The organism is Bradyrhizobium sp. 172, from assembly GCF_023101065.1.
Lineage (GTDB): Bacteria > Pseudomonadota > Alphaproteobacteria > Rhizobiales > Xanthobacteraceae > Bradyrhizobium > Bradyrhizobium canariense_D.
In genome coordinates, this window is sequence record NZ_CP064701.1 from 6,852,015 (window position 1) to 6,878,545 (window position 26,531).

Below are 26,531 nucleotides of genomic sequence, written 5' to 3' on the forward strand. Positions count from 1 at the left end.
AAAGCCGGCGTGGCCGCGCCGCTAGCCCAGGCCAAGCTCAAAATAGCGCGACACGACCTCACTGCTCTGGTCGACGCGGATCGTCGCCGGGACTCCTACCTCCTTGCAGGCGCTTTCCAGGATCGCCACGCCGTTGCTGCCGCCGAAGGTGAACCGGGGCTGCAGGGCCGGCGAGAAGCCATTCGATCCAAGCAACCCCTTCCCGGTTGGCGCCATCGTCGCCAGTAAGTCAACAGATGCTGTTCCTCATGGGAAGTCAGCACCCATTCATTCGGCGCCGCGTGCCCGACATCTAGGTCCAACGCCGGCTCATTCGCTCATTCATGTAAGCTCACGCTGCAAGTTCGCTATCTTTTGTCGAACTCGAGACAATAGACGGGTTATAGCCAGTGGTTTGATTGCCTGCCAAATGGCTGCTTTGGCGCATGAAAGCTCGTGCGATTGTGGCTTGGAATGTGCGGCGGATCCGCGTGGATCGCGGTATTTCGCAGGAGCAATTGGCTTACGATTCGAATACTGACCGCTCATATATGGGCGCTGTTGAGAGGCAAGACGCGAATCCATCAATCGATCTGCTCGATCGGGTCGCTGAAACACTCGGTGTCCATTTGTCGGAGTTCTTTGTCCAACCGCCCAAAGGAGCAACGTTCTATGAGACTTTGCCCAAAGGTCGCAAGCCGGCTCGTTCACATCACAGGAAGAAATAGCGCGCTGCTCGCATTGGTTCGCGGAAAACATTCGCAATTTGGTGTATCGGAATTTTGAAAGGCTGCGGAAGCGGAAGGCTTCACGCAGGAGAGATTCGCCGAAGCTACCGGGCAATACATCAGCGGGCGGAAGTTTCGACCCAATCCCGCTGTGGTGACCCTGCTCGAACCGCCCGGCCCACATAGACGCAAGTGGCTGCGAGCGCTTTCGTTTGAGCGGCTGGCCTCAGCGACGATGCGGTCGCCCGGCCCCCAGGCTCGCGTGATGATCTAGCCCTGGAAGTCGGAGCCCGTCTCCTGAAAGTACCAATGGTAGCCGTGTCACTTCGAGCCCCGCGACTACCGCGCCTCGATAGCGATCTGAAGGCCGAAGACGATCGGCGATGCACCCGCTTCTCCGCGGGCCGGAGCATTCGCAACTTGGCCAATTGATCATTGACGCTGCGCGCGCCATCTCCGCTGAAATGGGCTCTCTGCACGCAATTGAAGCACTCGTATCAAGTTAAGATAGTTCTGTGCGCAAGCCAGAGAATCCAGCTAGAGGACCGCGCGGGCTCGTGAAGCCTTCTCACTTGCGTGATGCACATCGTACGAGTGGCAATCTCGCGTAGAGTTGAGGCCGCTTGGCCGCGCTCTCACAAATGCCGTTCGGCAGCATCCAGGATTTGCTCGCGGCGCCCTACGCGTTCAGTCGGCCCCCGGGACTGATTTGCAGTTCTTCCGCAGGCTGCTTCGAAGAAGCCATCCCGTCTTATGCTTTTGGCGGCCGCCTCACACGGCCCCAGGGTAGCGTTCGTGTCGATCTCGATGGCACAGTCGCTGCCGACGACGCGGGCCAGTTCGCGCAAAGTTCCGAACGACGGCTGCCCGCCGAGCGGCTTCAACCGGTGTGCCTCATCACGGTCTCGCCCGAGGAAGTGCCGGGCCCGCATTGGCCGGAAGCCAAAAAGAGGCCGCTGCTGGACTTATCCAGGAGCGGCCTGATTCGTGGGAGGAAGCAGACCAGCCCGGTCTGCCAGCGGATCGGCACTCCAGAGAAGTCGGCAATAGAGCGTTGGCCGGAGTTGACCCATCGGGGGTCAGTTTCTAAGTGAAAACATTCGGCAGCCAGGACAGGTCGGCGCGTGCTCACATCTAGACGGGGTTGAAACCAGGTATCAGATCGGTGAATTCCATAGATGAGTAAAATCGGGTACAATGGGCGAAAGTGACAGGCTGTCGGAAAACTTACCACGCTTCTACCGGCCACCCGTAAAGGCGCATCATCGGAAATCTACGCACGATCTTTGCGCGATTTTCCGAAAGGCTCCATGCTCGTTGTGGCCTCCTTGCCTATCATCGACTGGAATGACTGTCTGCTGCGAGATTTTCAAAACGTCTCCAAAGGTGCGCGCCGCCACATGTACGCGGCGATCACTTTTCAACGGCCGATATTTCCGACTACGTGGAGTATCTGTCCCACTCGGGTGCTTCAGAACACCGGGCGCAACTGGCGAACCTGTTTCGCCAGGCAGGATTTCGTGGCGAATCCGGACAAACTCCATTATCTATGGAGCGCGGCATGGGATAGCGCTGGCACTCAGTTCGATCTGGCAGCCGGAGACAAAGTCTTCGTCGAAGCGGCCACCTGCCATGGCATGAAGTCGTACGCACATTTGGCTAAGCTCTAGCTGGTCGGCGGCCGATGGCGGGGGAAGGACTGCTTGCGGGCCGTTCGACAAGGCGGCCGCGGCCGGACGGCGCGCGCGTTTTCGCGCCTCCGACCATACTAGAGTCCGAGGGCGAGGATTACGAGCGCGGGCGCCGTCGCGAGATCGCACGGAAGCGGGACATCCTGGCCACCGAGGATGACGCCTATTGGTCCTGACGAAGCCAGCGAGCCGCTTGCGTCGATGGCGCTGAAGCGGGCCTTCTACACAACACGCTGTCGAAGTGCTTGGCCCCAAGCCTGCGCATCGGATTGCGTGTCGTACGCACTTCCATTCTGATTGCCGCGCCGCAGTCACGCATGAATCTTCCGTATCGTGCCGTCAGCAAACACCTTGGGCCGCCAAGCCCGCCGGCCATTGAGGTGCGCGCACTGAACACGCCGCGCCCCTTCCAGCAATTGGCGATCCGCTTCCTCCAATACCGCGAGCAGCGGTCTCGCAGGCGCACACGGCACCAGCACCACGGCCTTGCCGAATGGCGTCCGCAACAGCACCAATTCCGGTAGCGCTCGGAACGACGACAAGTCCAGCGCGCGTTCGCGCTGACGGCATGCCTAAATGGGCGCGCCGCCGAGGCGATTGGCGGCACACGGCCGAGCCAATCCGCCCGGCATTCCCTACTTCTATCTTGGCTCATTGCCCGAAACTGCACTAGCCGAGGGTTCGCCCTCATACCGGCGAGGTCGCATGCGCTGCCGATTCTGCCCTTCGCAAAATAAGGCGATCGAATTGCGAAACCCGCGCAAGCTGGTCTCGCCATTCTTGCTAGTACCCACTTTTCTTGGCTCGTGAGTCGCGATTCAAGATATGGATGATCGAAGCAAGAGAAGTCCACCTTTCGCGGAAAGATCGCAAGGTGCTTGAGGCGTGTTGTCGCTCGCCGGTGACGTTGCAGCGCGATTTGAAGCGGGCGCGGACAGTTCTATTGGCGGCGGATGGCGTAGCACCCGCTCGAAAGAAGTCGGAGTCCAGCCGCGGATTGTCAGCGTTTGGCGGCACCACCATGCCGATCATCGCCTTGAAGAGCTGCAAGACAATCCGCGTCCGGGCAAGCAGCCGATCTATACGAAGGCCACCCACTAGCGGATTCCGAAGCTGCTGGACAAGCTGCCTCCGCAAGGGTTTGCGCGCTGGAGCGGCCGTGTACTGGCCGAGGCGCTGGGCGATGTTGACGTCCAATATGTCTGGCGCTTCCTGCGCAGCCACAAGATGGACCTCGCGGCTCGCAAGGCCTGGTGCGAGAGCAACGACGCGAATTTTACCGCCAAAGCCGCCGATGTTGTTGGCCTCTACGTCGCCCCGCCCGCGAAGGCCATGTGCTATGCGTCGACGAGAAGCCCTCGATCCAGGCCTTGGAGCGAGCGCAGGGTATCTGAAGTTGCCCAATGGCCGCGCCTTGACCGGCCAGAGCCACGATTATAGGCGCGATGGCACCACAACATTGTTTGCGGCGCTTGAAGTCGCCACCGGAAGATCATCGCGGCTCATTCAACGCAGTCTCCGCGTCGAGTTTCTCGGCTTCATGAAAAGCGTCCCCGCGGCCTTTCCGGGCCGAAAGCTGAAGAACGAGCACTGGCTCAAGGCCCACCCCAATGTGCAATTTCATTTCACGCAAGTAGCGCAGCGCGCTGTTTAGCCTTCATCAAAACGGCGACGCGCAAAAGAAGCGAGATGGAGCATCGCGACGAATTGTCGGAGTCGCGACACCCCGTCCTACCCGCGACACGCGCCAAATGGGAATTAGCAATGGATATCAGTGCGCCCGTTTGGCACGCTCTTTGAACTTATGAAGGGACATCCCGTCGTGTGATGCCCCTGTCAGAAAGAGGTGGTGTTAATGAGCGTCCCAAATTTGACGAAACGAGCAAATGCCCTCGGAAGCGACAAGGGTGATGAGGTCGGCGACACCCATGGCTACACCGGCTTCTACTCTTTTCTGTTCGAGGAGTTCCGCCACGAACCCTTCACAATGGTCGAGATTGGATTACAGCACGGGAACGGCTCTCTCGATCCAGATTTACTCGTTGGTCGAAAGGTTGACGATATTCCGTCTATCAAAATGTGGTTAGAGTTCTTTCCCAAAGCTGAGATCGTCGGCTGCGACATTGCTGACTTCAGCGCCTTTAAGATGGATCGGTTCCGTTTCGAGCGCCTTGACATGGGCGATGCGGTAGCCTTGGAACGCCTTGCGAGTTCGCTCCCGCCTGTAAGGATCATTATCGAGGATGCTTCACACGCAGCTTACCACCAGCAGCTTGCTCTAGCGAAGCTGTTTCCCATCGTCGAGCCTGGCGGTTTTTACTTTATCGAGGATCTTCATACCACGCACGCGATTGCCGCACGATTGCCGCCCTGCAATTCAACTGAGACGGTAGTGGAGAAGTTCACCCAGACGCGTCAGCTTGACATTCCGTTTCTGACCGCGATTGAACGCAGAAACCTCGAGACCACAATTAGGAAGATGTTCATCCACCGCAACGACAAGGGGGGCGTCAACCGCTGGACCATGAAGATGGTGGGATTTGGAAAGTAATAAGGAGTCAACTGAACCTTCGGGCCATCAAGTTGCCTATCTGGGCGGCTGTTTTCGCTAGCGCAGGTGAGAACTCCAAAACTCCAAACCTGCATCTCAGGAATGTGAATGCGTTGAAAATGGCGATAGGTGTGATTGTTTCGCTAACCTGAGTACCTCGGGGGCTTCTCATTGATGTTGCTGTCGCGCGACGCTGCCGCTCGAACTCGTTTTGGACGACCAAGTCTTTGGAGTTGAATGCCGCGGGGGAGGGCTACGACTTAATCGACCATCGCCGCATCTGTTCGACAAGAATTTCCGAAGGTACAACCTGATTCTTTGCCGGCTTCAACGCCCGAGCAATACGATGAACTCGCCGGCGCAGCGACACGGACTCGACAGGTGCGCCGCTGATGACGGACAATTGGAGACTTAAAGCGCACCTCCAGCCCGTCCAGGGATCGCGTGCGGCACTCTCTCCACTTCGACCTGTGTATACCGAACGCCGACCAGGCATTCCGATTGATCGAGACCACCCATTCCGGCCGATCGCGACCGGCCTGTAGACGGGTGTACGGGCCCCGTCGCATGATCCGGGAATCCGCTGCAAACGCCACGAGCGAGATTACCTATGAGGAAAATCGGCGACATGCTTCGACTGTCTGCTGCTGGCTTGCTCCGATTGCGGTTGGCGCAAATCATGCACTGCGCTACGCGCGGCATCTAAGAATCAGATCTCCGCGCTATCTCATGCTGCCGATGCCGAACGAGTCGTCGACATACGGAATGACACGTTGATCAAGATCGAACACGAGCAGTCCCAGGACATGAGTCGGCCACGACGACCGCTTGCTCGCATGCTCTCGGACTCCGACTTGATCTTCAAATCACTCGAATTTCCGGGTTAAATATGGAGGCACTATGCGCATCTGCGGTATCAAGCTGACGCACGACGGAGCGATCGCTCTTGTCGAGGACAACCGGCTTGTTTTTTGCGGCGAGCAGGAGAAGCGGAGCAATAATCCGCGTTATCAGTCGATCGGCAACCTTGATGCAATCGTCCTCGCCTTGGCGGAACACGGTCTAGATCCGCAGCAAGTTGATCAGTTCGTCATCGACGGCTGGGCAGGGAAAGTGGAATCGCAATTCCAGGTCCTCAGCGGAACGACACCTATCACTCTCAAAGGGGCGCCGTATGTTGAACGCCATGCAGAGGGCCTTCTCACCTCGCGCGACGGTCTTGGCCTCAGGCTCGACGGCAGAGATTTTCCTTATAGGAGCTATCCGCACGTCACAGCCCATCTGGCTTCCGCATACTGCACCAGCCCCTTTGCCAAGGCGGGACAGCCCGCTTTTTGCCTCGTGTGGGACGGCGGCACCTTTCCGCGTCTCTATCATATAGAACGCGGGGGCGCACGATTCCTCGAATCGCTATTCCCGCTTATTGGACACGTCTACGCGGCCGCGGGCCTTCACTATGGACCCTACAAGCAAGCGAACCGCGCAAGCTGGGATCTAGCCGATCCCGGCAAGCTGGACCCAGGCGGTGCCGGCAAGCTCAACCTGGGCATTGCCGGCAAGCTGATGGCCTATATCGCCCTCGGGCGTGTTAGTGAAACCATCGTCGCGGTCTTTGAGGAACTCTACCAAGAGCGCTTTCCGGCGGACACGAAGCTTTCCGCTTTCCGTACGGACATCGAGAGCATGGGATCGGCGCTTGCGAATGTACGTGACTTCTTCGATGCCAGTACGCTTCGGTTGAAGGCCACGGCACCTCAAGATGTGCTCGCATCGTTTCATTGCTTCCTCGAGCGCCTGCTAATCGGCGAAATGACGAATGCTTTGCAGCGGCATGCGTGTTTTGCGTCGCGCAATTTGTGCATAGCCGGCGGCTGCGGTCTTAACATCAAATGGAACAGTGCACTACGTGCGTCAGGCCTGTTCGATGCTGTCTGGGTACCCCCTTTTCCGAATGACAGTGGCTCGGCGATCGGTGCGGCTTGCTGCGCAATGGTAGCGGACAAAGGCTTCGTGCCGCTGGAATGGTCGGTATATAGTGGTCCAGCCCTGCAGCCTAGCGATGTGCCGCCCGATTGGGAGGCTGCGCCGTGCAGTATGCATGAACTTGCAACCATTCTGGCCAGCAACCAGCCCGTGATCTTCCTTGCAGGCCCCGCCGAGCTTGGACCGCGGGCATTGGGCAGCAGAAGCATTCTTGCAGCCGCGACTTCAGCGCAAATGAAGGATCATCTCAACGACATCAAACTTCGTGAACACTTCCGACCAGTGGCGCCGATATGCCTAGAGGATCGTGCGCCAGATATTTTTAATCCCGGAACGCCGGACCCTTACATGCTTTTCGATCACCAGACACGAACAGAGTGGCGGGACAAAATCCCGGCCGTTGTACATCTCGACGGATCTGCGCGGTTGCAGACGATTTGCAGGACCTCTCAGCACAAAGTCGCCGAGCTTCTCGTCGAATACGAAAGGCTCACGGGCATCCCGCTGCTTTGCAATACGAGTGCCAATCAGCATGGACATGGGTTCTTCCCGGATGTCGCAGCGGCTTGCGAGTGGGGACGCGTTGAGCACGTATGGGGCGACGGCATACTGTGGACGAAAGCTCCATAAACGAGCGATTGGCGTCCGAAGGCGCGTCTCGCCCGAAGATGAACGCATCTCCAGAGTAGCGACATCATGTCGAGCAAGTCGATATGGTTGCGGAAGAGTGCTCCGGCCAAAGATCGGTGCGGGCGGACGCACAATTGCGTGGTCGTCGGCATGGCACCGCCTGAGGATGTTGCATTGAAGGGACCGATGCGGCCGAAGATGCACAAGCCGACAGGATCGAATGGCCTGTTACGGCTGCGATCGGGTTCAGATCGTGTCCGTGAAGCACGCCCGGTTCTGCTTGTCGGCAACTTCGACTGGATTGGATCGGCATCGAGATCGCTTCGGTTTACGGCGAGAACTGCGCCGCGTCTTCGACGTCATCAGGCGCAACCTGCACGGTCGGCACCGCCATCCCACCCATGATCGAATCGGACACATAAAGGCCCACGGTCACCTCAGTCGCCGCTAGGCCGTCCCGGCGGTGCCGCCAACGTCGTCCTCTCAGCCGTAGGCGGCAGCTTCGGCCGCGCTCTCGCCTGGCTCAGACAACTCTTCCTCCTTCCTTGCGATTGGTATGCCAGACGCTCGTCTGCTCCCTAAAATCCGGCTTCTTGAGCAACCACTCAAACAGGACTATCCAGAGCTGGTGCCAGAAACTTAAGATGCGAGCTAGCGCAGAAGTTTCGGATTACCGCGGACATCGCCTGCCGCACCCCGCAGCGCGATGTGGCCGAGATTGAGCTCATATACGTGGTTCGCCACGTGCATGCGGGACCAAGGGCGCTGCTCGATGATGATTACCGCAATCTCCTTGGCGAGCTCAATTAGGCGGTTGGTGATCTCCTCGATCACGCCGATCCCAACTCCCTCGGTCGGTTCGTCCAGCAGCAGCAGTTTTGGATTTCCCAATAGTGCGCACCGATCGCCAGGACCTTACGCTCGCCGCCCGAAAGCCTCCCACCCGGCTGATCGAAGCGGTGTTCGTCCGGTCGAAGAGGCTTGCAAATTGTTGGGACCGTCCGCCCGGTTACGCGTGACCGGCTTCCGATCCTACCGTTTACCTGCGGCGGGAGCGCTAGGAACCGCTTACATATCGAGACGGTGCCGGCTCTTGCTCCTGTCCGGATCGCTTCAGGGCCAGCTACCACATTATCGACGTGCCGCGACGGCCGTGTTCACCTCCTGCGCAGCACGCAAGGGCCGAATAATCGAGAACGAGCAGCGGCTGTCGTGCTCGCGATAAGCGTGACAGTGAGGCTATCGATGCCGCCAGGGTCACGCCCTCATTCGTACCTACAGCCCTCGCCAGCCGACTATAGCTGGCACAACCCTCGACCTGCAGGATGAGTCCTCGGCGGGCTTGGCGCGGCTCGAGTTCGCCATGCTCGTTCATGTGAGATGACTACCTCGAAGCAATCGCGAGCACGAGAGCCTCCGACTAGTCGTCGGGGCTTGGCGGCTTTGGGACGAAGTCGTCGCACTTCGGTCAGCATGTCGGGACACGGACACGCAAACTCATCCCGGGCAGCCCAATTGTTTAAGCTTCTCGAATTGCGTCGTTCCGTCAGCGCGAGCCGGGTCGCCTGAGGACTGGTATGGCGTTTGCTTAAAGGGAGCGGAGCCACGTCTTCCGGCTAAGTACATTCGCCTGTGATGCCAGCCGGAACATCGGCGTTTAACACGAGGGGTAAAGGTATGTCCGGCGTTGCTGCAGCCTTTCTATGCCCCTCAAGCCATTCGCCATCGACTGCTTATGATCGACTCAAGCACATGATTCCGAAACTTGCACTTCGTGGGCAGGCGGGGGTCGGGGTTGCCGCTTTCATGCACAAGCAAGGTTTTCGATATGGGAGAGCGCTTCAATCATCAAGCGGTTCAGTGCGCATTGAACCCAGCGAACAAGATCGAAGCTTTCGGCCTCATGTTGCGATCGCTCATGTCCGTAGCCGGTGCAGCGAACTCAGTGAGGGCGGTGACATTCGGCCGATTCACAATAATGGGAGCACCCAGCGCCATTTGGCAGTTTCTCTGGACGGCGCTTTGGTCAATGCTCGTGAACTCAGACGAGAATTCCTTTCCAAGCAACAACGATCAACCGTCAACACAGATGCTGAGCTCTTGCTCAAGTGTATTGAACGCTGTTGTGAACGAGATTATTGGCGCCACGGTCTAGCCGCTAATTACGAAAATGTCTTTCGAGAGATTGATGATCGTATCGATGGCGCTATCAGCGCGCTTTTTTTGGACGGAGACGGAAACCTCGTTGCATATCGCAATCGGACCGGTTTGCGACCATTGGAGGCTATGCAAACAGATGACGGGTTTTTGCTCTTTGCTTCTGAAAATTGTGCCTTTGCCGCTCTAGAGGGTGATACGCAGCAAATCTTGCCAGGCCACATAAAGTATGTGGACGGGAAAACGGGGTGCAGCGTTGATCACTCGGTGAGCAACGGGCGACATAAAGCCACGCTCTGCACCTACGAAGCTCTCTACTTGGGCAGTCCGAACACGTCGATCGAAGGCCAGTCACATCTCGAAACCCGCTACAACATCGGGGTCGTCTTGGGGGCACTCGTTGCGCGGCGACTGCAAGCGGAAGCGCGCCCTGCGCCCACAATTGTTTCCTCCATGCCGCATACTGGTGGCCCGTACGCCGATGGCCTGTTTGCATCTCTCGCTGAATACGGGCTGCTGGCCGAGCGTCGTGAAGTGGTCGCGACGACACTTCTTCAGCGGACTCTCATCGGCACACCTGGCGGACGAAAATCTCGCATAGCTCGAAAATACCGCGTGTCGGACACCGACCTTGCTAAGGCCAGCATAATAGTTGTCGACGAAGCCCTCATTCGCGGCGATACCAGTCAAGCAGTAACGAGTATGCTCCTTACCGCTGGAGCCAAAGCCGTGCATTGGGCGATCGGTTCGCCGCCTATAGTAGCTCCGAACTACTACGGCATGGGCATCGACACACTAGATGAGCTCGCATTCTGGCAGGTTTGGAAGCGATTGCCGTCCAAGCAGCGTGCTCAAAGCATGCTCTTCCATAAGATGGAACCCCACGTTCTCAGACTAATCGAAAGTAATATCGCGGCATCGATCGACGCAGCCACGACAACGTATCTGCCCTTCCCGCTGCTAGGATCGTTGCTGCCCGGCAGACTGGAGAACTTCGATTTGTCACCTTTTACATTCGAGATGCCAACCCCGGCGGGACAGCAGCGCGCGGACAGGAACTTACGCAAACTAACCGCCGATCTTCCTTGTATGCAATCCATCCGCGCTTGAGGTCAGTTCATGAATCCCGTCCTCCTCTTTGATTGGAATAGAACGCTGCTCGACGGTGCGCCCGCGCTCCTCCAAACGACCAATGCCATTCTCAACCGCCATGGTCGTGCGACGATCCACATGGACACGTTTCGGAAACATTGCGATGTTCTGCTATCACTTCTTTATCGCAGTCTCGGAATGTCGCGGGACGAGGTTGCGGAGGTGGATCGCGATGGGAGCGCCGCCTCTCACGAGCCCTATGAACCTCTTGCGGATAAGGCCGATCTGCGCGAGGGCCCACATAGACTCTTGGAGCTGGCGCGGCGCGAAGCAGCTTTGTCCATCATCGTGAGCAATCATATCGTCGCCCCGCTCCGGTCTCAATTGAGACGACTTGGAATCGACAACTACATTAACGAGGTTCTCGCCTTTGAAAGCCGCACCACTCAATACCAGTCGATGGGCAACGGAGAGCGGCTTCGTCTGTACATGCAGAAGAACAATCTAGAGCCGGCGTCAATCTTCATCATCGGCGATATGCCGTCGAAATGGACATTGCACGCCATTCTCGGACTCAATGCGTATGGATCACCCGCGGTTTTGTTTCGGATTCGCGCTTGCACGCGGCGAATCTTGACTACACGATTGACAACCATCATGAGTTATTGCCGACCTTACAAAGGCACGGCTTCTTTCAGAATGCATCAATCATGACCGCCGAGCTATTACCCAACGCACGTCCAAAAGCTGCGAACCAGAAAATAGGCCTTATCGGGGTCGGGCGCATGGGAACCGGAATGGGTCTCTGCCTGTTGCGGCACCAAGTTGAGCTGCATATCAAAGCGAACAAAAGTCGTTTCGGTGCGGATCGATTGGCTGCGGCAGGCGCCCGTGAGCATCCTTCCATCGCTGAGTTGACGCCGCATGTAAGTGCGGTGGTGTTGTCCCTGCCATCAAGCCGGGAGGTTGAGGCAGTGTGCCTTGGGCAGGACGGGCTTTTTGTCCATATGTCCCGTGGAGGTTTAATAATTGACTGCACCACGTCTTATCCTGGCTCGACAGTTGCACTGGCGGAGCAGGCTCAAAAACGCGGCCTCGCTTTTATAGATGCCCCAGTAACACGGAGCCCTGAACAAGCAGAGCTCGGCCTTCTCAACGCGATTGTTGGATCGAACGAAACGCTTTTTCCTGTGGCTGAAGGCATTCTTGCTACTTTTTGTGAGACCGTTCTTCATGTGGGAGATGTCGGACAAGGTCATGAGCTCAAGCTTGTTTACAACAGCATGACTATGGGCATAGCGGCGGTAGCCTCAGAGGTCTGCCAATTCGCGAACGCTCTTGACATCGATCTTGTAACACTCCGCTCTTTGGTTAGTCGCGGTTCCACTAATAGTGGAATATTCCAAGCCTTTGTGGCCTTTTTGTTGGGCGAGAAACCCGATGTTCTGGCAGTCTCAATTGCCAATTCTGCAAAGGATATTGGGTGCGCAGTGCGTCTGGCGGGCGAGAGCGCTGTTTCGGTACCGATCCTGGCTGCCACCGCCCACAAGTTAAACAACGCAGTTGCCGGGGGTAAAGGCGAACTGACACTACCTCATTTGTCTCACCCATAAGTTCTCGGCTATCGAACCGCAACGAGGATCGGTGGCGACCAGATCGATCCTTGCCTCGTCCGACGTTCTCCGATGTTGTTTAATCCCAAGCTTTGATGGTGCATTCTTGTCGCACGATTCGAAGCATGCGCTATGGGACTGTTTAACACGGCTGCGCCACCACGACCGAGGCAGTCCGTCGAGGGAGATGTCCCGATCGCTGTTGAACTACGTCGGGCCGACGTTGTCGGAATGGATGTTACGCGGCGCTCGGACGTGGGCAACGGACTTGATTGTCATGCGATCGTGGTGAAGCTTGAAGGGTCGCACCCAGACCGACAATTACTTATGCGCCTTCAATCGTCGGAAGCCCTTGTTGGCCTCGATCATGCCGGCCGCGGCCGATCGCAAGGCCACGCCGGCATCCTGCCAGCTTTTGACGTTGCGCGTGACGCGGCGAATGGTGCCCATCATGTTCTCGGCGATCTTGGTAGAGGCGAGCGATCGTCGCAGCTCCGTTGGCACCTTCAACCGGAGGACAGTCAGGATTTCCTCGGGGCCTTGGAGGATGGTGGCCGATACGCCGGGCCATTGCTGGTCGAGTCGACGCGCCAGATTGCGGATCAATTTTTCAGCCTTGTCGGCATCGAGCTCCCAGGCCTCGCGGAGCACGCGACATGTGGCCGCATGATGCTCTTTGGGCAGGCGTTCCGTGATGTTGCGCGCCTTGTGGATCTGGCAGCGCTGGATCGCGGCGGCCGAACCGAAGGTGCGGCGGATCCCTTCGACAACGCTTTCGCGCCGTCGACGATGAACAGTCTTGGCACTGTCGGGCGAGCCCGCGCGAGACCACGTTGTCCAGCATGGCCTGAACCGTTGCGGCGTTCTCGGTCGCTCCTTCCACCAGCGCGAGCGGATGCTTGTTGCCTTCCGTCAACCCCGATCGCGTCGACCAGCACGAGATCGTAGCCGAGATGCAGCGCGTCGATTTCGACAGAAGGTGGAGCGCGGACAGATCGGCAGCCATGGAGTCGGCCAGCCGCGCCGCCGGCGACGCCACAAACCTCCGCGAGGCCGCCGACTTCGAAAGCCCGCGATCCGGGCGGTGCCGGCACGTCTCGGGCAGCCGGACAGCGCGACCGAACCGGCGCGTCGACACATTGATCAGCGTCAGGCTCATCGCCCAGCGACCGAGCCGGTCTTCCTGCGCTGCCGGTTCCAGCTCGGGATCGTCACCTCGCGGCCGTCCACATCCCGGACCCGCGGGCGCTCGCCTCGTTCTTGCCGCCGTGGAAGCCGATCTGTCCCCGCGTTCGGCCCCAACGGTTCACCCGCCGCGCCGCGTCGCGACCGTGGCGCGGCGCGCAGGCCGCCGTGACATCCGCCTCCATCATCGTGCCGAGCGCCTCGTCCCTGCCGCAAGGCAGGACTGGTCGAAGCTCGCCCGCACTTCTGCGAACGCTTCGTCCACAAGCCTCGGTCGCCGGCGAACGAGCCGGTGTAATATCTCCCGTCTTGCTTGGCGTTGCTCTCGTTTGTGGACTCAGCACCCCCGAGCCTACCGGCTCAAGGTGGGCAACGCCAACCTCTTCAGAAAATCAACAGAACACGGGACAACCTCCCGTCGAGCAATACAGAATAGTCAAGAGAGCCCGAGAGCACTCTGTGCGATGCCAAGAAAATGGGGGCGAACATCGCTGGCGAAGATCAGCATCTCTGGACCAACGGCCTGGTCGAGCGCATGAACCGCACGATCAAGGACGCGACCGTCCAACGCTACCATCACGATCGAGACGATCAGCTCGGAACTCACCTTGCCAACTTTCTCACCGCCTAAAACTAAGCTCGGCGGCTGGAGACCCTGAAGGGCCTCACACCCTGCGAATACGTCTTCAATGCTGGATTTCCCAGCCAGCACGATTCAAACTCAATCCGCTGCAGCAAACGCCAGGACGAAACACCTAACTGCTCTAAAGCAGTGTATAAGATCGGCCATACGGCCGGAGGCGTAAGAATGGGTAAAGTCATCTGCAAGCTTGCTACACAGTTAACGGCTGCGCCTAGTGGCGCGCCCTTCGAAATCTACGCGCCGTCCCTGCGAAGCCTTCCAGCAGGCTCCATGCTGGTGATGGCGACCTTGCCTGTCATTGACTGGAATGACTGCCTTTTGCGCGATTTGCGCAGCCTCGGCAAGCAAACGTTCATTCATGCCTACGCAGCAATGGTAATGATCGATTCCTTCGCCTGTTGGGAGGATTTTGCCGATTTATTAAAAGAGGCGAGAATTTGCGGTGTCGTAAATTTTCCACCTGCATCTATCATCGAGCAGCCTTCGGCTACCATGCGGGTTAACACCGGACTGGAGCTTGAACTTCGGCGTATGGAATGGTTTGCTAGCTTGGGATTCAATAACTTGTTTGCTGCTGTCAGTGATTCTGAGGTCACAGTGGCAGAGAGAAGACTTGGTTCGCATCTCAAAGGTATTGTGCATTTGCCCGAAGGGGCTCTTGAGTTGAGGATTCGCGACGAGATGGAATTAGTCCGGCTTGACCAACAGGGGTCGTCCACACCAAAATTCTCGCTTTTGCATGCGACGGCTTCAAAACAACCTATTCGCAAGACATGATCGTAGGCTATTCCAGTATCCGCAGTTTCTTTATTTTGTTGTAAAGCGTCTTCCTTGAGTGTGATGGATCCAAGGCTGGATTGTGAAGTCCGAGGCAAGGTCCCGATAGGATAGTACAGCAAGATCGCGATACTTACGCAACGAGGGCACGTGCTGCTCGCAAACTTCTTACGGCTCCAAGAGACTTCCTGCCGATAAACCTCTCAGATCATTGCGCAAATGCGCAATTTAAGGCGTAGGCGGACTCGAGCGCGAAAGGGGCCTCCGCGAAAAGCGCGCGATCGAAGTCGTCGAGGGTGGTGCTCGCAAATACAGCTGATTATGATCGACGCAAACAGTTGCTGTGCAACGGTCCAGCAGCAGCCGTCACCTGTAGCGGGCAAGATCAACGCATGAACAGCACCTCCTCTTCACCAGTCAATGCGATCGCAGCCGAGCTTGGCCGCCTCGATCCCGCATACGCGCCGACGCCACTCCTGAACCTTCCGGCGCTTGCGGAGGGGCTCGGAGTGGCGCAGGTGCTAGCGAAAGACGAGGGCCGCCGCATGCTCGGCAGTTTCAAGTCGCTTGGTGGCACCTATGCCGGGCTGCGCGCGCTCGCCCGGGCCTCGCGCATGCAGTTGGCCGACCTTCTCGCGGCCCGACCTAAGGGGCAGCCGACCCTGGTCTGCGCCAGTGACGGCAATCATGGGCTCGCGGTAGCTGCCGCCGCGCGCTTTGCCGGGGCGCCTGCCCGCGTGTTCCTGCACGAGGGCGTGCCGAAAGCGCGCGCGCGCCGCATCGAGAATCAGGGTGCCGAGATCGTATGGGTGCCGGGCACCTACGACAATGCAGTTGATGCGGCCGCAGCCGCGGCCTGCCAAGGCGCCGGCATTCTTGTCGCCGACACGACCGACGATCCGAACGACCCCATCGTTTGCGACGTCATGGCGGGGTACGGCGTCACGGCGGCGGAAATCCGTGATCAGGTGGATTTCGCCGGCCTTGGGCGTCCGACACACGTCTTTATACAAGCTGGGGTCGGCGGACTCGCCGCTGCCATCGCCGAGGGCCTCTCGGGCTGGCTGGCATCTCCGGGCTGCATCGTGACGGTCGAGCCGGAAACCGCAGCGTGTCTCGGGCCCGCGCTCGCGGCCGGTCGCCCGATTCGGGTGATGGGCGATCTCCGAACATCCGCGGAGATGCTCTCCTGCGGCCAGGCGAGTGCGGCCGCCGTTGCGGTGCTCAGGCGTCACGGCGCTCGCGCCATCACCGTGCCCGAGGCGGAATTGGTGGATGCTGTCCGCGTACTCTCCGCCCATGATGGACTTGCCACCACGCCGTCCGGTGCAGCGGGCCTGGCGGGTGCCATGGCTGCCCTCGCAGACCCGAGCCATACAAGGGATCTCGGACTCGACCGGTTGAGCCGCATTCTCGTCCTCCTCACCGAACGCGCCTGGGAGGACCGAACGTGAGCACCGCAATCTTCGCTCCTAGTTCGACTTGCATCCTCTCAGTCACGCCATGTCTGGCAGGCTCGACGCTTCATCACTGGATCATCGGCGGTCCGTCTCCGGCTCGAGAACCCAGCGGCGCGCCCCCGACGGAAACGGGCCCTTCTGCTTTAGGCGGGCGAGTGGCTCTTGTAGCCGGCTTTGAAGCGGCCTGGGCTACTGGCGGACGAATATCTGCAGGAAGATGCGCAGCAATGTTCTGCAGAGACTCAATTCTTGAGGTCAGGGCTGCGATTTGATCTAACATGCGTTTCAAATCGGCTTGCTGCGCATCGATGTTGCGGTTGAGCGCTGAAATCTCTTCGCTCACCTGCTGTTGCCCCGACCGAATCTCCGAAAGGGTCGCCTTGTCTTCAGGTGACAACGCCGGCATTGGGACGACTTCATGTGCCACTAGCGCCTCGATCATTCGGTCGATATGGGGCCGGTAAAATGGACCCCCAACGCATAGCCCGGTGAAGATGGCGACAAATCCAACAACCCATGGAAGGCGTTTTGATGACGTCTGCAAGACGGGCGGCAACTCCGAACCGTTCGCTTGATCAATCACATCCATCATTCTTTCTCTCGCTCTATATTGGCTCTCGTTGCCGCGGTAGTAGATGACGGTCAAGAGCGTCCATGCGAAACTAATTGGTCATGCGCACAAAGATATCGGGAAAGATCATGCCGCTTCAGCGTCCAGCACGACTCTGCTCGTGCAACGAATCGATGTTTTCCAGCGCCAGCAGGCACTCGGCGCATTAACGCTGCACGGGCAACGAAAACACGCACGATACGATCGCGTCCATAGCTCTAAGTACACTCGCGATGGCGCGGGCTCCTCCGCACCGGCGGCAATCTGCCGGGAGCGCTGTCGAAAGATAAACAAGCACGCTCGCAGAAGGCGGGCTCAGCTAGCTTCTCAGATCAACTCTGCGCCCGAACCGATGGCTACAGGCAAAGTTAAAGCTAGCCGACTGAGAGATGACGAATCGCGATCTATAAGAACGGGCATTATCTACGCGAGTCTAACAGCGAGCCACTTAACCAGGATCATGAGCCAGGAGCCACGGCTCCCCTATGCCGGAATTTACCGGTGTATGGGCTGGCATCGCGAGATCGGCATCGTAGCGGGGCCACGTCTTACCGCCACAAAGACATCATACGCACGCGGTGCATTTTTCAAGCGTGACCACCCGGTTCGCAGACTTACTCGGAAATACAAGGAATATTGATTTTGCCGACTGAGTGGGCCCATCTTTTCGACTTGCAAGCCTAACAGCCTGCATTGAACGCGGCGGCATTTTCGCGGCGAGCTTAGAGCAAGCCCATCAGGTGTCAGCCGTTTCAAATTGCGATGGAATTGGTGGGGAATTCTTCGGAATGCGTGGGTTTCTGGTTTTTGTGGCGCAACAGTGTGGGCAGCACGCGGCGGGCACCAAGATGGCTTTGTGCCGCGGCTGACCGCGTCCATGCCGCCAGTCACGTACCCTAGTCTGACGATCGCGGTCGAGTAGCTCGGCCATTTGGCTTTGCCCTCACAGACCCGGGAGCCGGCTTTCCCGCACCCGGCTCTTCCCGGGAGTAACCCGCGTCATTCATTGGATAGATAAAAATGACCTGGGCAGGAAATACCGCGCTCGGCCAACGGGTTCTGTTTTGTGATCAGCCGCTTTTTCACCGTTGTGGATCCGTGGCGCGACGCGCGCCTCTTTCAAAGCACTCGACCCGGGCATCCGGCCAAAGTGGGTCATGCGCCGTCATAGTGATAGCGACGCTCGAATGCTACGAACCCTCGCTAGCTCGCGATAGTATTCAACCAGAATGCCAGCCTCACTCGCGTCTCACATGATAGCCCCAACATGAACCGCGGTTCGGACCGACGCCCGGCATACCTGCTAAATCGCTTCGAAGTACCGCTGGCGTTCACAGTCGGAGAGTTGATGTTGAACGGCTTCCCACTCCCATTGCCGGGAACGGGAGAACGCTTCAACTTCCGGTACCGCACCACGTAGCCGTTCGCACTTGCCACGAAGCATCAGCTTCCTTCTAGCATTGAGATGCAGGTTTGAGGGCCACCATCTCGCCTCGCTCACAGGCAAATCAGCCGCTCTACTTACGTGTGAGCGGCGTCTTACGATCCGACGGTGAGCCAAACGCATCTGCCGGACGCGCGTTGCTGTGACCCAGACACAGGCAGCTTCACGGCACTCGTCGATGACCGGGCTCGCCTTGCGTGAGCCTCGGATTTGGGACATTCGCACTGTATGTTACTCGTTGGGACGGGCTTCGGGTGCCGAAGTCTGTCACCGCCCATTTCGACACCTTACATCTTGACGTAGGGTGCGATTCAAGCCCCTCAGATAGCTTATCGTGTGAAACTTTTCGGACAATGCGGCTGTGTCGCATGTAATCCGAGGCGCCACCGTATGTGTACGATGTCCAAGATGAATCCTATCAAGCTCCAAAGCCTGTACAATCATCGTAGCGGGTGCGCGTGGCGGCGAAGTGGCCGCTAAGAATGTCGGCTTCCTCCACGCGCTCGTTAGCGAAGAAGCGGTAGGCTGCCTTCGTGTTCGCCCAGTCTTGGCACGCGAACGGTATGCTCCCGCCCATGCATCACCAATTTGCCTTAACAGCTCGCCAAATCGTTGACCAAGACGGGCATCCTTGAAGGCAGTCTTGTCGATCTCGCGCTCAGTCCAGTGTGCGACGGCGCTTTCATCACGATCATCCTGGTGACCATCCGGGCCCGCCGACCGACGAGATATCGCACCGCTCGAACACATGAAGGCACCTCGCCGTCGCGATTCAGGTGCTCAACAATGAATCACAACCGATTCATCTGATTCAAGATTCTTCGATCGAGCCTCTCGCAAATGAATCAAGCACTTGTGGGTAATTGAAAGCCGGCGGAGGCCGTCTTGTGTAGTTTGAAGTCTAGCTTTGAGGTCACGTAGCGATAGGGCGCCGAACGTCGGTGGCGACGGAGCTGCGACGAGCAGGTTCGCCATTTGCAGGCTGGCGAGACGGTCTGCGGCCTCGCGCGCCGGTACGGGGTGGCTTACAGCCTGCTGTTCACCAGGCGCCGACAAGCGCACCAGGGGCGACCGGGCGGAGATTTCGTGCCAGCTCTTGTTCCTGTCGAGATCCACACCCACTCTGGCTCCGGTATTGATCAGCACGCCGCCACCGGCGTCTTCACAGCTCGCCCATCGCTTCAGCATTTATTTGAACGGTTGGCCAGGTCATGGTCGCGGGACAGCTCGGCGAGCTGTTCGCGCATATAGACCTGTCGCGATGCGGGCAGAGGCCCTTTCGCGCAAACCGGGGACATCGGCGCGCTCGCTGTCTGGAGCACGGGCGAGCCGTCCAGCAGCGACTTCGGCGCGCAAAGGTGATCTGAAACTGGACGAGGTGCCGAACGATCTGAGCACATTCCTGCGCTAGCTCGCGCAGCCAGTGTTGCCTCGCCTCGAGGTGCTGAGTATCGGACATCGATCAAGCGGAGCGATACCCCAATTCGCGACCTCTGCGTCAGGTTCTAAACGCATCCCAATCTTAGAACGAAGTCAGCCGACGATTCGCATTTGAACCGGCACCAGATCGGCGGGCCTTTACCAGCTCGAATTTAGGGCAGAGGAATTGAACGGTTAGGCGGGATTGGGTTGAGACGCAGAGCCGTACGACTCACTCAGAAGAAGGTCGGGTGCTCGGCGGGAAGCCGAGAAAGTGATCTGGGCACAGCCCCAGCAGAGATCCGCCCGCCCAGCGGATTTTTCCTGCTACAAACACTTGTTCCCCAAAAAATCGGTCTTATTTCAGCGGCGCCTGCATTGGCACTCGCGGGCCACGATTGCTAGCAATCGGGAAATCTTCAACTGAAGTAAATGCTTAGGAGATCTGCATGGAATTCCGTCCGCTTCACGACCGCCTCGTGGTCAAGCGCATTGACGCAGAAGAAAAGACCGCTGGCGGCATCATCATTCCGGACACTGCCAAGGAAAAGCCTTCGCAAGGTGAAGTCATCGCCGTCGGCCCCGGCGGCCGCGACGAGAGCGGCAAGCTGATCCCGATCGACGTCCTGGTCGGCGACCGCGTCCTGTTCGGCAAGTGGTCCGGCACCGAGGTCAAGATCGACAACGTCGACCTGCTGATCATGAAAGAGAGCGACATCCTGGGCGTTCTCACGGACGCGTCCGCCAAGAAGAAGGCCGCCTAAACCATCGCTCGCACCGCTCATCCTGAGGAGCCCTGCTGGGCGTCGCAAAGGGTGAGACCAAGTAAAACATTCAGGAAGACCCACATGTCAGCCAAAGAAGTCAAGTTCGGCGTAGACGCCCGCGACCGCATGTTGCGCGGCGTCGAAATTCTCAACAACGCGGTAAAGGTCACCCTCGGCCCCAAGGGCCGCAACGTCGTCCTCGACAAGTCGTTCGGCGCTCCGCGCATCACCAAGGACGGCGTCACCGTCGCCAAGGAGATCGAGCTCGAGGACAAGTTCGAGAACATGGGCGCGCAGATGGTGCGCGAAGTCGCCTCCAAGTCCGCCGATGCGGCCGGCGACGGCACCACCACCGCAACCGTGCTCGCGGCTGCGATCGTGCGCGAAGGCGCCAAGTCGGTTGCCGCCGGCATGAACCCGATGGACCTCAAGCGCGGTATCGACCTCGCGGTCGAAGCCGTCGTTGCGGACCTCGTCAAGAACTCCAAGAAAGTCACCTCGAACGACGAGATCGCCCAGGTCGGCACCATCTCGGCCAACGGTGACGCGGAGATCGGCAAGTTCCTCGCCGACGCCATGAAGAAGGTCGGCAACGAGGGTGTCATCACCGTCGAGGAAGCCAAGTCGCTCGAGACCGAGCTCGACGTCGTCGAGGGCATGCAGTTCGACCGCGGCTACATCTCGCCCTACTTCGTCACCAACGCCGACAAGATGCGCGTTGAGATGGACGACGCCTACATCCTCATCAACGAGAAGAAGCTCTCCTCGCTGAACGAGTTGCTGCCGCTGCTCGAGGCCGTGGTGCAGACCGGCAAGCCGCTGGTCATCGTCGCCGAGGACGTCGAAGGCGAAGCGCTTGCCACCCTGGTCGTGAACCGTCTGCGTGGCGGCCTGAAGGTCGCGGCCGTCAAGGCTCCGGGCTTCGGCGATCGCCGCAAGGCCATGCTGCAGGACATCGCAATCCTGACCGGTGGCCAGGCGATCTCGGAAGATCTCGGCATCAAGCTCGAGAACGTCACGCTCAACATGCTCGGTCGCGCCAAGAAGGTGATGATCGACAAGGAGAACACCACGATCGTCAACGGCGCCGGCAAGAAGGCCGACATCGAAGCGCGCGTGGCTCAGATCAAGGCGCAGATCGAGGAAACCACCTCGGACTACGACCGTGAGAAGCTCCAGGAGCGTCTTGCCAAGCTCGCTGGCGGCGTCGCGGTGATCCGCGTCGGCGGCGCGACCGAGGTCGAGGTGAAGGAGCGCAAGGATCGCGTTGATGACGCGATGCATGCGACCCGCGCGGCCGTGGAAGAAGGCATTGTCCCGGGCGGCGGCGTCGCCCTGCTCCGTGCCTCCGAGCAGCTCAAGGGCCTGCGCACCAAGAACGACGACCAGAAGACCGGCGTCGAGATCGTGCGCAAGGCGCTCTCCGCGCCCGCCCGCCAGATCGCGATCAACGCCGGTGAAGACGGCTCGGTGATCGTCGGCAAGGTCCTGGAGAAGGAGCAATACGCCTACGGCTTCGACTCGCAGACGGGCGAGTATGGCAACCTGGTCAGCAAGGGCATCATCGACCCGACGAAGGTGGTCCGCACCGCGATTCAGAACGCAGCCTCGGTTGCGGCTCTGCTGATCACCACGGAAGCCATGGTCGCCGAGCTGCCCAAGAAGGGCGGCGCCGGTCCGGCGATGCCTCCGGGCGGCGGCATGGGCGGCATGGGCGGCATGGACTTCTGATCCAACTCTCTCAAAATGCGATCCCCGGCAGAAAAATGCCGGGGGTCATTTTTTTTGCTCGCGGCTTTTTCAGTTCGTTGTTCTGATCTCGCGCTATGCGCTCCCGCTATTTGCACTGGCGACCTTAACGAACTCACTCGTGAACCGCACTCAATCCACAAGCCGCCTGGATGCATAGGTCTATTCGGGTGCCAGCCGGCGCGCGTATCCCATGAGATTGGCGGCCGCGCTATGCCCGCCGTCGATATTTTCATAGCAGTAATGGGCCTGGCCGAGCGCCGCAAGCCTGGCGGCTGCCTTGCGGCCGTGGGCCAGATGCACGCGATCGTCCTTGTTGGAAGTGAGAATGAACGGGACCGGGTAGGTCTTGCCCAGGACACGCTTCTGACAGGGTGAGTTGGTCTCGATCCAGCCGCGCTGCTCGGGATGGCGGGATCGCCGTATTCGCCGATGTAGGAGGAGCCTGCGCCAACTTGGTGAACCGAAACATGTCGAACAGCGCCACCTGCACGATCGCTGCGTTGAAGCGGTCCCGGCGCTGAGTAATCGCGGTGCCCACCAGCAGACCTCCGTCGCTGCCGCCGACCACGCCCATCGGCGCGGAGAGGTGACTTTCCGGCGGATTAGGTCCTCCGCAAAGGCGATGAAATCATCCCAGGTCCGCTGCTTCGTTGCCGTTTGGGCCGCCTCGTGCCATCGCGGCCCAAACTGGCCGCCGCCCCGCAGTTTCGCGACGACATATGCACTGCCCTGCTCGGGCCAGAGCCGGCCCATCGCTCCGGCAAAGGATGGCAGGAGCGAGGCGAGGACTCCGCCATAACCATTGAGAAGAGTTCGGATCTCCGCTCCGAACCTCGCGTTCTTCGGACGCACCAGAAAGTAGGTGCGGGTCCTGGCGGCGCTAGCTGTCAAGCCTGGTACGCGCCCAGATGCCGCGCACGTGATTCTTGTCCTGAAATTGCTGCGATCCCCTCGTTCCAACGAAACATACGAAATCCGGTCTTTGGCCTGAAGCATGCTGAGCGCATCCTCAAAGAAGCGGCGATTGCAGGGATCTGATTGGAGCACGCCGAGCGTCTTGTCATTCTCGGCGCGGGCCCAAGCCAGTGCGCGCGGCTCTTCGATTTCCTGGAGCCAAAGGAAGGGCCGCAGGGGCCGACTTCTGGAGAACCGCCGTGGAGGACAGACACGTCAGCGAGAGCAACACGGCGGCAAGGAGCGAGTGTTTCATGGGAGTGATCCTGGACTGGGTGGGCCGCCCGGCTCACGCGAGTGAGCTGGGCCGGAAGCAGACAGAAGAGGTACATTCGGTCTCGACAGCGGCATGCGTGGACCGTGCCCGCCGGTCCAAACGAAGCAAGCAGGGTGCCGCCTGAAAAATGGAGCTCCTCCAGTCGCCGGTCGCGCCCGTTGGCTCAAACCTGACAATGTGGTGTTAGCTTCGAAAGTATTGTGATGCGCTTTACGCTTCTCACCGATGGAACAGAGGTGCCCTGCGCTGGCGTTTCACAGATCGGTCCGTAATCGCGCTAGAAGCATTTATGGCGCGCCTAGCTTGCAACGGCACGTGCTCACGGAAGGCTCTCGCGCGGAGAATTTGCCGCGGCTTGGTGCAGCGAGCGCGAGCACATGTCAGCACGGCGCGTCATCATGCGGAGGGCAAGTGACGAGCCCGCCGAAACGGCAGGTCGTTCTCGCAATTCGCAGGCATTGCACGAAGTGACTCGCACTCCGCGGGATCGACCATAATTATTTGCAAGCGCAACGCACCCTTAGGCGCACATACCCAATCACCTGCGCAGGTTCCTCGGGTGAGAACAAGAACTGGCTTCACGGAATCAAGCACAGGCTCTCGGCTTTCGTCAAAACCGTCAGGGCAACGTCTCTTGATTGTTCATTAAGAGCCGCCACCAATGGTAGTTCGCTACTCACCGACCTGCGAAATCGAGGCGGCGACCCAGGGAGAGGTTGGTCTTACCGGCTGGCAACGACGGCCGTGATTTCCCGAGTCTCTGGTGGTCCGATGCTGACAGGGTGCCAAGGTCAACAAGCGTGCATAATCAAAGGTCTCGAGCATGGCGCGATTCGCCTTTCGACACGCGCTTGATCTTGGCACCGCTGCGTTGGCGCACGAAACGACTTCGTTTGCGCCGGCTACCGCCGAAGGCAGGTGTTCGGCACCTGAATTAATCCGGCGGACCGCCAACCGTGCACAGTCTTACATACGAGTTTGTGACGTTAGATTCCCTTCGAAGCACTTGAGAACGGTTAGGGCACATGCTTGCATGCCATCGAGCAACTTGACTTCTTCGCGCCTGCTCCGTGGAGGAAGAAGAGAATATGCTGTGCAATGGCAGACGCCCGCCACTCCTAGTGTCCTTACTGTTGGCCGTTAGCGTCAGCACGATGGTCAAGGCCGAAGAGCCCTCACCGAAGTACGCTGAGGTGCTCAGTGCCTTGCAGACCCGCAATACTCCGAACGTCATACTGGACCTAAACCGCTGCACCACGCGCACCGCGGGACGGCGCGCAGTTCGTCTAGAAATTGGAATGAGGCTTGAGCCGTTCTTAGCTGCGTCGCAATGTGATAGGCATCCCATTGGGCACGCGCCGATGACAACTTCGGTCGGGCTACATTACCTGAGGAGCACTAGCGACCAGGATGCCCAGTTCGTTCGTGCTCACCGTGCGTGCGCACATGGGGATCCCGGCGCTAAGGCCGTTCGCGCGGCTCCGCGTTCACTACACTCCTCCCAATCTAGTGAGGCGCATGCCGCCTGAAGAACGGCTGTTTGGGAGGCGGTGACGTTGTCTCGAAATCCTGATCAGGCTGCCGTAATGACACTTTAGAACTCCTTCTCGGAGCCATTTTGGACAACGCCCATCGCGCGGTCATCAAGCGAAGCGAGAGGCGCTAGGGCGAACACATCTGTGCAACTGAGTTGGTGCACCTCCATAGGCAAGGCGCTGGGTAGCGCTGGTTCCGCAGCGAGGCCAAGCCCGAAGCCACGGGACGGCGTAGAGCAGCACTCGAAGAGGGGAACATGTGTGAAGACTGCCTACCGATCCTGCCTTATCCGATGACGCCGTCTCGCCGTTCGCTAATGCTGTTCACGGCTTCGGCGGCGGGCATCCTGCTGGGCAGTCGGATTGCCGGCGCCATGGAGGCAACAGCGCCGCCAAAACCGGACAACCTTCTCACGCCGGACGCTTCGCTGAAGCGACTAATGGAAAGCAATGCGCGCTACGTGCATGGCCTATCACGACTCGACGATTTCAGGCAGGAGCGCGAAGCTTTAATCAGCGGGCAAAATCCATATGCAGCGGTCCTAACCTGCGCCGATTCACGTATTGCACCCGAACATGTTTTCAATAGCGGACTTGGCGATCTGTTCGTCTGCCGTGTCGCTGGTAATTTCGCCAACGATGAAATGCTAGCCAGCATTGAATATGCGGTGGCCGTGCTAAAAACCCCGGTGGTCATGGTACTTGGCCACGATCGCTGCGGCGCCGTCGGTGCTACGATCGAGTCTTTAAGAGAGGGCAAGTCTTTGCCTGGGCACATTCCATCTCTCGCCGCCGCACTTGCGCCCGCGGTAAAAGCGTCTTCCCAGGAAAGCGGGGATGCACTCGCAAATGCGATCCGACAAAATGTAATCGACAATGTCAATAAGCTCAAATCGGCAGCTCCGATTCTAAATATAGCAATTGAGCAGAATAGGCTGAAAGTCGTCGGGGGTCTTTATCGGCTCGACACCGGCCGAGTCGAATTGGTGAGCTGACCGTCATCAGAGCCCTATTCTGAGCAGTGCCGTTTGAAGCGACAACGTTGAAAGGTTGTTGTCTCTGCCGCCTAGTCGACCAGATCCTGGTGATCGGAGGGACGGATCTTACGCAGCGGGCCGGCGCAGCGCCTTCACGTGCAGGCCCCACCGGTGGGACAGAATGGATAGTACGTTACGCACGGACCTGGCTACTTCCGGGGAGCCAAAAGCTTGGAGATCTTTCTGCGATCATTTCGTTGAAAGGACTTGAATCGCACGTAACGTCACATTGTACAATCTTGAAATG

Annotated in this window: 17 protein-coding genes and 6 pseudogenes; 16 read left to right on the plus strand and 7 right to left on the minus strand. The window is 58.9% G+C overall.

Annotated features, from left to right (window positions below):
• Nucleotides 1–21 precede the first annotated feature (21 nt).
• The gene (locus tag IVB07_RS32560) at nucleotides 22–195 is read right to left on the minus strand and encodes a hypothetical protein (RefSeq protein ID WP_247455560.1); all 174 of its coding nucleotides are present in this window, start codon (nucleotides 193–195) and stop codon (nucleotides 22–24) included.
• A gap of 230 nt (nucleotides 196–425) precedes the next feature.
• Here IVB07_RS32560 and IVB07_RS32565 point away from each other — a divergent pair, with 230 nt between their 5' ends.
• The 7 genes and pseudogenes from IVB07_RS32565 (at nucleotide 426) to nodU (ending at nucleotide 7,562) form a co-directional block, all read left to right on the plus strand.
• On the plus strand, nucleotides 426–707 hold the full coding sequence (locus tag IVB07_RS32565; protein ID WP_247767210.1) for a helix-turn-helix transcriptional regulator: 282 nt from the start codon (nucleotides 426–428) through the stop codon (nucleotides 705–707).
• Between the two features lie 623 nt (nucleotides 708–1,330).
• Complete coding sequence (locus IVB07_RS32570; RefSeq protein WP_247452812.1) at nucleotides 1,331–1,801, plus strand: hypothetical protein; 471 nt, start codon at nucleotides 1,331–1,333, stop codon at nucleotides 1,799–1,801.
• A 216-nt stretch (nucleotides 1,802–2,017) separates the two neighbouring features.
• Nucleotides 2,018–2,377: a hypothetical protein gene (locus IVB07_RS32575; RefSeq protein WP_247767211.1), complete on the plus strand. Its 360-nt coding sequence runs from the start codon at nucleotides 2,018–2,020 to the stop codon at nucleotides 2,375–2,377.
• A gap of 597 nt (nucleotides 2,378–2,974) precedes the next feature.
• Nucleotides 2,975–3,208 carry an RES domain-containing protein gene (locus tag IVB07_RS32580; protein ID WP_247371775.1) on the plus strand — a complete coding sequence of 78 codons (234 nt, stop codon included), beginning with the start codon at nucleotides 2,975–2,977 and terminating at the stop codon, nucleotides 3,206–3,208.
• Between the two features lie 19 nt (nucleotides 3,209–3,227).
• Nucleotides 3,228–4,028 (plus strand): annotated as a pseudogene (locus IVB07_RS32585) (IS630 family transposase); the annotation flags it as partial.
• 225 nt (nucleotides 4,029–4,253) lie between these two features.
• A complete protein-coding gene (locus tag IVB07_RS32590) occupies nucleotides 4,254–4,949 on the plus strand; it encodes a hypothetical protein (protein WP_247282118.1) in 696 nt (231 codons plus the stop codon).
• A gap of 900 nt (nucleotides 4,950–5,849) precedes the next feature.
• Nucleotides 5,850–7,562, plus strand: a complete 1,713-nt coding sequence (nodU, locus tag IVB07_RS32595; protein WP_247767213.1) for a nodulation protein NodU — start codon at nucleotides 5,850–5,852, stop codon at nucleotides 7,560–7,562.
• 651 nt (nucleotides 7,563–8,213) lie between these two features.
• Here nodU and IVB07_RS32600 read toward each other — a convergent pair.
• Nucleotides 8,214–8,515, minus strand: a pseudogene (locus tag IVB07_RS32600) (ATP-binding cassette domain-containing protein); the annotation flags it as partial.
• 853 nt (nucleotides 8,516–9,368) lie between these two features.
• Here IVB07_RS32600 and IVB07_RS32605 point away from each other — a divergent pair.
• From IVB07_RS32605 to IVB07_RS32615, 3 genes are read left to right on the plus strand one after another with little or no spacing between them, the layout of a single operon-like run.
• Nucleotides 9,369–10,829 carry a hypothetical protein gene (locus IVB07_RS32605; RefSeq protein WP_247767829.1) on the plus strand — a complete coding sequence of 487 codons (1,461 nt, stop codon included), beginning with the start codon at nucleotides 9,369–9,371 and terminating at the stop codon, nucleotides 10,827–10,829.
• Between the two features lie 9 nt (nucleotides 10,830–10,838).
• A complete protein-coding gene (locus IVB07_RS32610; RefSeq protein WP_247547469.1) occupies nucleotides 10,839–11,525 on the plus strand; it encodes an HAD hydrolase-like protein in 687 nt (228 codons plus the stop codon).
• Entirely contained in the window at nucleotides 11,522–12,424 is a 903-nt protein-coding gene (locus tag IVB07_RS32615; RefSeq protein WP_247384637.1) for an NAD(P)-dependent oxidoreductase, read from the plus strand. The genes IVB07_RS32610 and IVB07_RS32615 overlap by 4 nt, the downstream gene beginning before the upstream one ends.
• Nucleotides 12,425–12,631: 207 nt before the next feature.
• Here the strand turns inward: IVB07_RS32615 and IVB07_RS32620 are convergent.
• A pseudogene (locus IVB07_RS32620) lies at nucleotides 12,632–13,950 on the minus strand (transposase).
• A gap of 170 nt (nucleotides 13,951–14,120) precedes the next feature.
• On the opposite strand from IVB07_RS32620, the pseudogene IVB07_RS32625 reads away from it, so the two are divergent.
• The 3 genes and pseudogenes from IVB07_RS32625 to IVB07_RS32635 form a co-directional block, all read left to right on the plus strand.
• Nucleotides 14,121–14,368: pseudogene (locus IVB07_RS32625) on the plus strand (integrase core domain-containing protein); the annotation flags it as partial.
• A gap of 49 nt (nucleotides 14,369–14,417) precedes the next feature.
• On the plus strand, nucleotides 14,418–15,029 hold the full coding sequence (locus IVB07_RS32630; protein WP_247767215.1) for a hypothetical protein: 612 nt from the start codon (nucleotides 14,418–14,420) through the stop codon (nucleotides 15,027–15,029).
• Between the two features lie 392 nt (nucleotides 15,030–15,421).
• Nucleotides 15,422–16,483, plus strand: a complete 1,062-nt coding sequence (locus IVB07_RS32635; RefSeq protein ID WP_247767222.1) for a pyridoxal-phosphate dependent enzyme — start codon at nucleotides 15,422–15,424, stop codon at nucleotides 16,481–16,483.
• A 73-nt stretch (nucleotides 16,484–16,556) separates the two neighbouring features.
• Here the strand turns inward: IVB07_RS32635 and IVB07_RS32640 are convergent, their stop codons facing one another.
• Together IVB07_RS32640 and IVB07_RS32645 are read right to left on the minus strand one after the other, a co-directional pair.
• Nucleotides 16,557–17,081: a hypothetical protein gene (locus IVB07_RS32640; RefSeq protein ID WP_247767230.1), complete on the minus strand. Its 525-nt coding sequence runs from the start codon at nucleotides 17,079–17,081 to the stop codon at nucleotides 16,557–16,559.
• Between the two features lie 1,931 nt (nucleotides 17,082–19,012).
• Nucleotides 19,013–19,194: pseudogene (locus IVB07_RS32645) on the minus strand (transposase); the annotation flags it as partial.
• A gap of 1,217 nt (nucleotides 19,195–20,411) precedes the next feature.
• Between IVB07_RS32645 and IVB07_RS32650 the strand changes: the two are divergent.
• A complete protein-coding gene (locus IVB07_RS32650) occupies nucleotides 20,412–20,726 on the plus strand; it encodes a co-chaperone GroES (protein WP_247767259.1) in 315 nt (104 codons plus the stop codon).
• Between the two features lie 84 nt (nucleotides 20,727–20,810).
• Nucleotides 20,811–22,460: a chaperonin GroEL gene (gene groL / locus IVB07_RS32655; protein WP_247767272.1), complete on the plus strand. Its 1,650-nt coding sequence runs from the start codon at nucleotides 20,811–20,813 to the stop codon at nucleotides 22,458–22,460.
• Nucleotides 22,461–22,710: 250 nt separating this feature from the next.
• Here the strand turns inward: groL and IVB07_RS32660 are convergent, their stop codons facing one another.
• Together IVB07_RS32660 and IVB07_RS40835 are read right to left on the minus strand one after the other, a co-directional pair.
• Nucleotides 22,711–23,055 carry a prolyl oligopeptidase family serine peptidase gene (locus IVB07_RS32660; protein WP_247767830.1) on the minus strand — a complete coding sequence of 115 codons (345 nt, stop codon included), beginning with the start codon at nucleotides 23,053–23,055 and terminating at the stop codon, nucleotides 22,711–22,713.
• Between the two features lie 5 nt (nucleotides 23,056–23,060).
• A pseudogene (locus tag IVB07_RS40835) lies at nucleotides 23,061–23,477 on the minus strand (prolyl oligopeptidase family serine peptidase); the annotation flags it as partial.
• A gap of 2,027 nt (nucleotides 23,478–25,504) precedes the next feature.
• On the opposite strand from IVB07_RS40835, the gene IVB07_RS32670 reads away from it, so the two are divergent.
• A complete protein-coding gene (locus IVB07_RS32670) occupies nucleotides 25,505–26,242 on the plus strand; it encodes a carbonic anhydrase (RefSeq protein WP_247767274.1) in 738 nt (245 codons plus the stop codon).
• The last annotated feature ends 289 nt before the right edge of the window (nucleotides 26,243–26,531 follow it).